2 protein-coding genes are annotated in these 1512 nt (G+C 49.5%); one reads left to right on the top strand and one right to left on the bottom strand.

Annotation, left to right across the window (positions count from 1 at the left end; genetic code table 11):
- Positions 1-63: 63 nt before the first annotated feature.
- Complete coding sequence (gene rpmH, locus WAO74_RS13045; protein ID WP_422162695.1) at positions 64-198, bottom strand: 50S ribosomal protein L34; 135 nt, start codon at positions 196-198, stop codon at positions 64-66.
- Positions 199-459: 261 nt separating this feature from the next.
- Here rpmH and dnaA point away from each other — a divergent pair.
- Positions 460-1512, top strand: a 1053-nt coding sequence (gene dnaA / locus WAO74_RS13050; protein ID WP_422162696.1) for a chromosomal replication initiator protein DnaA, incomplete at its 3' end; no start/stop codon positions are given.

The raw sequence follows: 1512 nt of genomic DNA on the forward strand, positions 1-1512 counted from the left end.
CGGTGCTGGGCTGCCAACATGAACAACCTTTACCTCAGCGCCCCATCAATCAGGGCGAGTGAACTAAGCAGAAAGGCGGGTACGGCCCTTGGCGCGCCGGGTAGCCAGAATGCTGCGACCAGCACGGGTGCTCATACGGGCCCGAAAACCGTGGGTCTTTGCCCGACGGCGGGTATTGGGCTGGAATGTACGCTTCATGGGTCTCCTTGAGGTCTTGCTTCCCTCTGTCACCAGAGCGATAAGCAGCGTAATGTTACGCCATCACCTTTACCCGGTCAACTCCAGCCCCGATCGCACTGTTGGTAGTTAAGCACTTGCTACCACTAAGACTAAAATATTTCGGTAAAGACACACCTCCCCTTGTGGTGTCCCCTAGCATGGTTATAGGATCGTCCCACTCATCCACATCTGTGGATAAACATGTGGATAGATTATGGATATTAGGGGTGTTAAGGGCTAATGGCTGGAGATAGTGAACTTACCGCAATGTGGAATGCGGCTTTGAACACGCTCTCCGATGGAATTTTAAGTCCCCAACAGAAAGCTTTCGTCTCACTCACGCGCCCCCTGGGCTTGGTTGGAGACACTGTGTTAATCGCCGCCCCGAATGAATTCACAAAAGACGTACTTGAGACCAGGCTTCGTCCTCTGGTGAGTAGCGCGCTCAGTGAAATTGTGGGCCGGGAGATCCGCCTTGCGCTCACCGTTGACCCTTCAATCGCCCCCACCCTTGATGAGGACCTGACCGATGAAGTTGCCGACTCCACTTATGCAAATGATGAACCTACTAGTGACCTAGGCCGCGGTAATATCCGTGAAGCAAGTTTCGATCGGCCAGGTATGGGATCTCCGAGTAATAAAGAAGAGTTTGGTCGGCTTAATAACAAATACACTTTCGATACCTTCGTGATTGGTACAAGTAACCGCTTCGCGCATGCTGCAGCAGTTGCAGTTGCCGAACAACCAGCTAAGGCCTACAACCCACTATTTATTTATGGTGGATCCGGGCTGGGAAAAACCCATTTGTTGCACGCTATTGGGCATTACACCAAAACTTTATTTAAAGGTACCCATGTTCGTTACATTAGTTCCGAAGAATTCACCAATGAATTTATTAACAGCATCCGGGACGACAAAGCGGCAAGTTTCCAGCGCCGCTATCGCGATATTGATGTTCTACTGGTTGACGACATTCAGTTTTTGAGTGGAAAAGTTCAGACACAGGAAGAGTTTTTCCATACTTTTAACACTCTACATAATGCGAATAAGCAAATCGTGATCACAAGTGATCTACCGCCAAAGCAACTCCCTGATTTTGAAGACCGGATGCGTTCTCGATTCGAGTGGGGTTTGATCACTGACGTTCAACCACCAGACCTTGAGACCCGAATTGCTATTCTTCGTAAAAAGAGCACCCAGGAAAGACTGGTGGCTCCCCCTGAGGTTCTCGAATACATTGCTTCGAAAATTTCAACCAATATTCGTGAACTTGAAGGTGCCTTGATCCGGGTC

The sequence above is a fragment of the Polaribacter sp. genome, assembly GCF_049276715.1.
Classification (GTDB): domain Bacteria; phylum Bacteroidota; class Bacteroidia; order Flavobacteriales; family Flavobacteriaceae; genus Polaribacter.

What these genes read in the sequence shown, in the direction of transcription:
- rpmH (WP_422162695.1), bottom strand. Translation starts at nt 198, where the DNA reads ATGAAGCGTACATTCCAGCCCAATACCCGCCGTCGGGCAAAGACCCAC.